An 8,140-nucleotide genomic window follows, 5' to 3' on the forward strand; every position below is an offset into this window, starting at 1 on the left:
ACTAACAGATCATTATATCAAGTATAGTAAGGTTTTAACCTTACTATACTCCATTTACATCACAGGAGGGATTCGAACCCCCGACCGTCCGCTTAGAAGTTTAATGAGTAAATTTCACCTAAATACACTCAAATAGAACAGAATAGCTTTATATCAACGATAAGCAGTCCTTCATCGAGTCACTAAAGTAGAAGTTTATGGTAGTAAATTAGCTAACAAATCAATCAAAGTGTTAGCAAGTCGTTAGCAGAACTGTTAGCAGAAAATTTGATATACGTTTAGAGAAGGCACATTCGAAAAAAGGATGTGTCTTTTCTTTTTTTTATCAGAGCGAGCAGATAAAAAATTTTTCGGTTAACAGCACTTAAATATTCGAACCAAGTATAGATATTTTAATATTACTATTCAAGTTGTCTTGTCAGGTGAAATCCACATCTATATCAACATTAATTATATAGTTTCAAAAAAACTAGCACTTGATTGTCATTGTTTAACTGAGTTCATTCCGATATAATTTAAGTAATTAAATTATAATGAGAAGGAAAATGACATGGTATACAAAGTTTCGGCAACAGAAAAACTTAGAAAATCTTGTGCAGTTACTGAAACAAAAGCATTATTATATTTGATGAACTTCCATGAGGAAAAAGATGAAATATATTATTTTGTAATTGATCTTTTTAACGATCTAACAGGAATGGATAACATGTCTGACAAATTATGGGATGTACAATCTAAGGGGGCATCAAATTCTTCACCAAAGGCTGTGGGTAGAGAATTAGTTACACTATATAAAAATTACGTAAGTGATTTAAAATTTGATAATTTCATTTTATTCATGGGAGGAGTTTCGAATACTGTTCGCAAGGATTCTTCGAAAAACATTTTTGGCATCTCAAATGTTCAAGATAAGGCATTGAAGAAAATGAAAGAAGGATTAATTGATGAGTGTGATAAAAAAACATATATCATTGATTCTGATATCGATTTAAAGAAAATCGATGAATTCTTAAAAACTGTTTTATTTGTCATTGATGATAAAGAACCTTACGAGTACGTAAAGGCGATTATTGATTCTCGAGTAAGTATAATACCGAATAATGCGGAACTAACAGGAATTTTCAATGAAATTAGAGATACTCAGTCTGCAAAGAAAAATGGGAAAAACATTGAAGGAATTAGTATTTCATCAGTTGATGAATCATTAAACCATTTACGGCATCTAACTAGTTCAGAGATAAAAACATTCGTCGTTGGTAGAATTATCAATAGAAATCCTTTTGACAAAGGATGCCCAATTCCTTTCATAGAGACTTATCAAAAATTTCCTGAAGAAAAAAGAGAAGAAGAATTGGATAGTTGTAAGTTGGCTATGTCAAGAGCTCTTTTTGATAGGACAAATTATGATGGTTTTTGGAAATTATTCTCAGAAGTATGTAATAAGTTAGTTGCGTATCCAAAAAAGGATATCAATGAAATTTTTTTGATGATTGATCCGGAAACGAGAAAAGGTTGTCCTCATTTTGATGTTCTATCTTTAAAATATTTCATCGCAACTGTCAAGGAAGGAATAAAACAATGATCATTAAGAAGATCGCTCTTGGAAATTCAAAAGAAGCTTATGTAGAGAAATCACTAACAGATAACTTTAACGTTATTTCAAGTGATGATAATAATAAAGGGAAAACGATTGTCATTCAATCATTAGCTTTCTGTTTGGGAAACACACCTGTTTTTCCTTCTTCGTTTGATTACAAGAAATACTATTACGTCGTGGAATTTGAACACAACAATCAAAGCTATTTAATCTGTCGTAGAAAAGATAATTTCATTATCAAATCAAAAGATACAGTGATGATTTTTGATAATGTATCAGAGATGAAAAGGTATTGGTCGAAAAATATTTTCAAATTTCCTCAAATTGTAAAAAATGATGTGTTGAGATTAGCCGATCCGGAGCTATTTATACAACTCTATTTTGTGGGGCAAGACAAGAAAGATACTTCTAACATTGCTAATAAAGGATTTTATAATAAAAAAGATTTTTATAATATGTTGTACTCCTACAATGGCTTAGGTTTTACAGGCATGACTTTAGAGGAAATTGATTCTGCTAAAAGAAAAATAAAATCATTAAAAGAAGAAAAAAAAGTCTTGTTAAAAAAGCATAGAATACTTAATTCCAAAAATTCATCTGTAAATTATTTAAGTCAACACAGTGATAGAGTTGCTTTCGAAGAAAAGGTTAAACAGGCAGAAAAATTAAAAATCAAAATAGGTAAATTGAGAAATGAAAGAAACGCTTCAATCAATAGAAAAGCGAAATATGAAATTACTTTAAAAGAGTTAAGATCATTAAATAGGACGATTCCGACGGGTGAATTACATTGTTTAGATTGTGATTCTAAGAATATTGGGTATACTACTTCAGATTCAATGTATACTTTTGATGTTTCTACTGTTGATGTTCGAAATCAAATCATTGAATCAATTGAAGAAAAAATCTCTTCTTATTTAGAAGAGATAGAGAGACAAACTGCGGAGCTGAATCAATGTCAGAAGTATTTTCAAGAAATTTTGGCTGATGATTCTATTTCGTTAGAGTCGATAGTTCTTTATAAACAGGAAGTTGTTGATGCTTCCGGTGTTGAAGATAAGCTAAAAGAAATCGATAAAGAAATAATGCAATTAAATGATTCTCTTAAAGCAAGTGAAGAAACTAATAAAAAAACTATTGAAAAGCAAAATAGATTTATGAACAAAATAGTTAAAGAGATGAACAGAATTTATCGGAAAATTGATAATACAGGAACTCTGAAATTTGATGATATATTTACAAAAAGTTCGGAAATTTTTTCGGGGAGTGAAGCTACGGAATTTCATCTGGCTAAAATGTATGCCTTTGCCAAGATAATGAATCATCCGTACCCAATAATTGTAGATTCTTTTCGAGCTGAGGATTTGTCAACAGGTAGAGAAAAAATAGTAGTAGATTTGTTTAACCAACTTGAAAATCAAATTATTTTTACTACTACTTTAAAAAGAGAAGAAATAGGTAAATATAATAATTCAAAAATTTTGAACCATATTGATTATAGTTCTCATGCTCCAAGTAAAATTCTCAATAAGGATTATGTAAGTGATTTTTCTAAAATCATGAATCAATTGATGATAAACTTTAATAGTTAATAAAAAGAGCTGTAAAAACAAGCCCAGCCGACGAACACGCCCCAGCGTGGGCGGCGAGCTGGAAGCTTGTCTTTGGGACGCGCTTGCGCGTCCCAAAGCGTTAACCCCCAGTATCTAACTAGGGGGGTAGTAAATATAACATTTCAAACAACATACACGTAGAAACACTTGATACAACAGTCTTTCTACTAAATCAATGAGGTGTGAGGTGAATTTATTTACTTCACACTTTTTTCTATGAAGGAGAATGCTATGAATTTTAGTGCAGTATTGAAAGAAAAACGAACTCAGTATGGTGTCTCACAACGTAAGTTGTCTGTTTTGAGCGGCTATTCTAGAGAACACATTAATCGCGTAGAAAATGAGAAAGAGATACCATCAGAAAAAATGAAAGAGACTCTGCTTAATTGTTTGGAAAGGATGAATCCAGAAAATGATTTTGAGTTGGTCTTTGATTACGTTCGTTTACGATTTGAGAGCCATGATGTTCCGTACATTTGTGAGAAAATTTTGCAAATTAAGATGAAGTATATGATTTATGAAGATTATGCTTTCTACGGTTATATAGCAAAATATGCTTTTAGTGACATTCAAATAATGATATCGCCTGAGGAGGATGCCAAGGGAACACTTGTTGAACTGAAAGGACAGGGGTGTCGAGAATTTGAAAATCTATTAGTTGCTCAGAATCGTTCATGGTTCGATTTTTTCAATACATGTGAAAAAGAAAAAGTCCATTACAAACGTATTGACTTGGCAATCAATGATCGAGTTGGAATTCTCTCCATTCCTTATCTAGCAGAAAAGTGTTCGAAAAAAGAGCTACGGTCTAAATTCCGTTCATTCCGCTCAATTGATTCTGGAAGGCTAGAGGATGAAAAAGAAGCAGCAAGCTCGCTAGGAACTACACTTTATCTAGGTTCTTTGAAAAGTGACATATACTTTTGTTTTTATCAAAAGAATTACGAACAGCTTGTAAAGAATAGTATCGCTCTTGAAAATTCGACCATAAAGAATCGCTATGAGATTCGCCTAAAAGATGATCGAGCGTATTATGCAATACAAGATTTACTGACACATCAAGATTTTGAACAAACAGTTTTTAATATCATCAATACATATATTGTCTTCCTTACTCCTATAGAAAATCAAAATATAAGGAAGTGGACTACTGATCCAAAATGGAAACTATTTCTTGGTAAAGCGAGAGACAAACTCAAATTAACTTCGGAGCCACAGCCTTATGATTTACGACGAACATTGGCATGGCTTAGAAAACAGGTTGCGCCTACCTTGAAACTGTTGCTTTTAATTGATTATGGGAATGGTACAAATAAAATCATGGAAATGATTTCCTCTACTGAATTTTCTCCACAACAAATTAAGAAGTTTGAAAAATTCATACCATTTGACTAATAGTTTCAGCATACGAAAATAAAAATCTCCTCCACACTAAATGTGAAGGAGAAGAAACATGAAACGGTGTTGAATGATTTGAGCCTGTTACTTAGTATGAGTGGCAGCTCATAAAGCATTAAATAATGTGGCTCTAGCAGAGTATGAGATTCTTTCTATCCATATGTTGTGGAGCAATATACGAATTAGGAGAATTTTACTACTCTGCAAAAAAGTATGATAGGAAACCAATAAAAAAACAGCATTGGTCTCCTACCAATACTGTTGCTTAGCCTTAATAAACAGGATATAAAGATATTCCTGAAAATTTTAAACAATTAAATTACAGAGAAACTAGTAATAAAACACTAGATATTTCTCTTGAAATTGAGTAAAATATTTACTGTCAATGGCATTCATTGACTAAGGGCAACTTGATTGGTCATCTAGAGTGACTTAATCAGGGCTTGGTAGACTAGTTGGAGCTAGTAGACCAAGTGCCTTTTTTTATTTAATTACCTATCATACGTGTACTATTTTAAAGAAAAAGATAAAGTTAGTCAATTAGAAAATTTTTCTGGTGAACCTTGACCTGGAGCGTACTTTAGAAGGTATCATTGCTCCTTTAGCGTGCTTGGAATTTTCAATTATTATTTGTAAAATGGAAGCAAACAACTGCTACTGAAATAATTACTTTCAGGTTACAGAATTTTAGCTTTGAGGTAATCCTTGGTAAAACGTATGTCAATCGACTTGCTAACGTTTTTCGATGATCAGTGACAGGGCATGATTTTTTTGAAACTATTTTATTTGGCTCACTACTTTTCTTTTTTTTTCAAATAAATAATCACTGATACATCTGTCAGAATTAGACTAAAAAAACATGTAAGACAAACAATCGCGACTTTGATATCGCTAGAAATTTGAACGATTTTAAATATTAAAAAAAGTATTGATGAAAAAAACATTAAGAAAGCGCCACCTAGTTTATTTGATAAATACCACGCTTTTTTTCCGTAGATATAATAAGCTAAGCCTCTGTACGCAATCCCACCATGCGGAGTTTTAGTACAAAATACGAAAGCCACTAATCCAATTCCAAATATCAACAACGGTACATGGTTTACTTCAGCTTTGTCAATCCAGTTTAATACAAACAAGATGTTACCCCCTTTAATCATTATTTAAATCAATTACTAAATCAGAATGTTCAACAACAAAATTATCATGACTAGAAATTATAATAATTGAATTTTCTTTAATTGTATTCAGGTAGTCCATTATAATAACTTTACTTTCAGTGTCCATATGATTAGTTGGCTCGTCCAAAAGAAGTACTTTAAATGGTTTTACAATACTCCTCAAAAAAGAGATTTTTTGTTTTTCTCCCCCAGAAGCTATTGTACTAATATTATCATCCTTTTTTAAGTATTTTTCTAAACCGAGTTTTTTTATTAGAGCTTTCAAATCACTAGATCCATCATACATCAATAGGTTGGCTTCAAGAGAATCATTTATTACGAAAGCTTCTTGAGTCATATATGATACACACTCATTATGATAAATGTCCGTATCCATCTTTTCAATTTCTATATTATCAATGGATATTGAACCTTCATATGAGAAATGAAGTTTGGAAATAATATCCAGCATTGTGGTTTTTCCACTACCATTTGTACCTTTTAGACAATATATTGAACCCTTAGTGAAAGAGTAGTTAAAATATTTAAGAAGCTCTTCCTCTGAATCGGGAAATTTGATTGAGACATTGTTCATTCTAATTATATTACTACTAACCTGTTTTTGGGGTCCTGATTTATCCCTGTCTAGCGTTGTCAAATCAACAATTCTGTGATATGAAGCCGACATTTCTGCAAATTGAGTAGTAATTGACGGTATAAATTTAATTGAACTAAGCATCATGTTGAAGTAAGAAATAAGAACTGAGAAAATCCCAATAGTCATACTACCATTCATGACAGACATTCCTCCGAAGATAAAAATTATTATTTGAGCGAAAAATGTTAGTAGTATATCTCCAGATGAAAGACTAAACGAGAATATTTTGAATTTTATTAGTGAATCTTTATATGTTGTAAAGGCACGAAATAGAGTACTACTATAATAATCTTGCATCCGGAATATTTTTAAGTTTTTTAAGTTACTCAATTGTAAATATATTTGTGCAAAATAATGACTATAATCAGATTTTAGTCTTCTTTGTTTTACAACTAATTTTTTTTGCAAAAAATAGAAATAAATAATATAAAAAATTAAAAAGGCAAGGATAAATAATGCGATTTCCCATTTTACAGAGAAAAGAAGGATTAATGAAAAGAAAAAGTTAAATATACAAACCAGTAATGAGCTTCCTGTAGATATCACGAAAGTAGCTATTGAAGTTGAATCACTTGATATACACTGACTCAAATCAGCTTTATCAAATTTTGAAATATGATACAACTGGGCTTGTTGTATTTCTTTCAAAGTATCCTCTTGGATATCGTAGATTAATTTTGTTTGAAGTAGAGCTCCTTCAAGTTGAACATAAAAAGCCAGTGCGAGTTGAATTATGACGCATAAACATAATAGAAGTATAAATCTAAGTATGACACGATAATCATTGGATTCAACTAAAGAGTCAATAAAAGTTCCTGAAATTAAAGGAATCAATGCCCCTACTAATGAACTAAAAACATTTAAAATGCTGAAAATTATCAGCTTTTTTTTAATATTTTGAGCATATTTGAGTAAAAAAGCTTTCATTTTAGACCTCCTAAGACAGTTCATTACTTAGTAAATTATAGCATAGTAAATACTGATTTACCTTAACAATAATAAAATGTTGTGTTAATATAGTTTTGTGATATCGTTGATTAAGTATGATGAAGCGAAATGATTATCAAAGATGAACGGTTTTATCAAAATTTTTCACTAAAAACTGGGTTCCAATTATTTAACATAATAAATATAGAAAGGAGAATTAAAATGTCTGAGCAGAATAATATTGGGGATCAAAATATTTATCAAAGTCCCGAGGTAAGTAATTTTTCTGGCACTGATGTTGAACCAACAAGTGGTTCGCTTGCGGTATTTCTTGTTGCTGTATTGACGGTTTTTACTGCATATTGGGTTACTAATGTTAAACCTTGTAAGTGCTACGGCAATATTGCTTAAGGAAAAGAGAAAGTAAAACAAAGGTTGTTTTACTTTCTTTATTTTGTTTTGTTTTGGGAGGGAAGCTGGTTATGTACTATCATGTAAATGAAAGAGATACAAAAAAGGTTATTGATCTACTGAGTGGGATAGAAAACCGCCAAACAAATCAACACTTTTTGAATAATATGAAAGAAGTGAAATCATTTTTTTCTGAGGAAGCATTAGTTCGACATATCTTATATCAGAATGAATTAGAAATTCTTCTTGACAGTGAGGAACAGAATTATATTGGAATGTTTTGTTTGTGGCAAGATAAAGGTACATACAATTGCAACGCAAAAGTACACAACTTAGCAAGCAGCGTAGAATAAAAAAGCCATTGCGAGCGACCTGAAAT

The 8,140-nt window shown here is 31.2% G+C and carries 7 protein-coding genes; 5 read left to right on the forward strand and 2 right to left on the reverse strand.

The window, feature by feature from the left end; translation table 11 throughout:
- The first annotated feature begins 550 nt into the window (after window positions 1–550).
- The 3 genes from E6139_RS22625 to E6139_RS22635 all read left to right on the forward strand — a co-directional run bounded on the left by E6139_RS22625 (window position 551) and on the right by E6139_RS22635 (window position 4,605).
- Window positions 551–1,582, forward strand: a complete 1,032-nt coding sequence (locus E6139_RS22625; protein WP_316405807.1) for a hypothetical protein — start codon at window positions 551–553, stop codon at window positions 1,580–1,582.
- Window positions 1,579–3,189 (forward strand): hypothetical protein, encoded by a 1,611-nt coding sequence (locus tag E6139_RS22630; protein ID WP_316405808.1) that lies wholly within the window; start codon window positions 1,579–1,581, stop codon window positions 3,187–3,189. The genes E6139_RS22625 and E6139_RS22630 overlap by 4 nt, the downstream gene beginning before the upstream one ends.
- A 252-nt stretch (window positions 3,190–3,441) precedes the next feature.
- Window positions 3,442–4,605: an XRE family transcriptional regulator gene (locus E6139_RS22635; RefSeq protein ID WP_316405809.1), complete on the forward strand. Its 1,164-nt coding sequence runs from the start codon at window positions 3,442–3,444 to the stop codon at window positions 4,603–4,605.
- 797 nt (window positions 4,606–5,402) lie between these two features.
- Here the strand turns inward: E6139_RS22635 and E6139_RS22640 are convergent.
- Both E6139_RS22640 and E6139_RS22645 read right to left on the reverse strand, forming a co-directional pair.
- A complete protein-coding gene (locus tag E6139_RS22640) occupies window positions 5,403–5,744 on the reverse strand; it encodes a hypothetical protein (RefSeq protein ID WP_316405810.1) in 342 nt (113 codons plus the stop codon).
- Between the two features lie 13 nt (window positions 5,745–5,757).
- Window positions 5,758–7,350 (reverse strand): ABC transporter ATP-binding protein, encoded by a 1,593-nt coding sequence (locus tag E6139_RS22645; protein WP_316405811.1) that lies wholly within the window; start codon window positions 7,348–7,350, stop codon window positions 5,758–5,760.
- A 222-nt stretch (window positions 7,351–7,572) separates the two neighbouring features.
- Between E6139_RS22645 and E6139_RS22650 the strand changes: the two genes are divergently transcribed.
- A complete protein-coding gene (locus tag E6139_RS22650; protein WP_316405812.1) occupies window positions 7,573–7,761 on the forward strand; it encodes a hypothetical protein in 189 nt (62 codons plus the stop codon).
- A 71-nt stretch (window positions 7,762–7,832) separates the two neighbouring features.
- The gene (locus E6139_RS22655) at window positions 7,833–8,114 is read left to right on the forward strand and encodes a hypothetical protein (protein ID WP_316405813.1); all 282 of its coding nucleotides are present in this window, start codon (window positions 7,833–7,835) and stop codon (window positions 8,112–8,114) included.
- The last annotated feature ends 26 nt before the right edge of the window (window positions 8,115–8,140 follow it).

It is taken from the genome of Enterococcus sp., assembly GCF_032555305.1.
GTDB lineage: Bacteria > Bacillota > Bacilli > Lactobacillales > Enterococcaceae > Enterococcus_A.

Excerpts from the sequence above, each read along its gene's own strand:
- E6139_RS22645 (WP_316405811.1), bottom strand. The coding sequence starts at position 7,350 with ATGAAAGCTTTTTTACTCAAATATGCTCAAAATATTAAAAAAAAGCTG.
- E6139_RS22655 (WP_316405813.1), top strand. The coding sequence starts at position 7,833 with ATGTACTATCATGTAAATGAAAGAGATACAAAAAAGGTTATTGATCTA.
- E6139_RS22625 (WP_316405807.1), top strand. The coding sequence starts at position 551 with ATGGTATACAAAGTTTCGGCAACAGAAAAACTTAGAAAATCTTGTGCA.
- E6139_RS22630 (WP_316405808.1), top strand. The coding sequence starts at position 1,579 with ATGATCATTAAGAAGATCGCTCTTGGAAATTCAAAAGAAGCTTATGTA.
- E6139_RS22650 (WP_316405812.1), top strand. The coding sequence starts at position 7,573 with ATGTCTGAGCAGAATAATATTGGGGATCAAAATATTTATCAAAGTCCC.
- E6139_RS22635 (WP_316405809.1), top strand. The coding sequence starts at position 3,442 with ATGAATTTTAGTGCAGTATTGAAAGAAAAACGAACTCAGTATGGTGTC.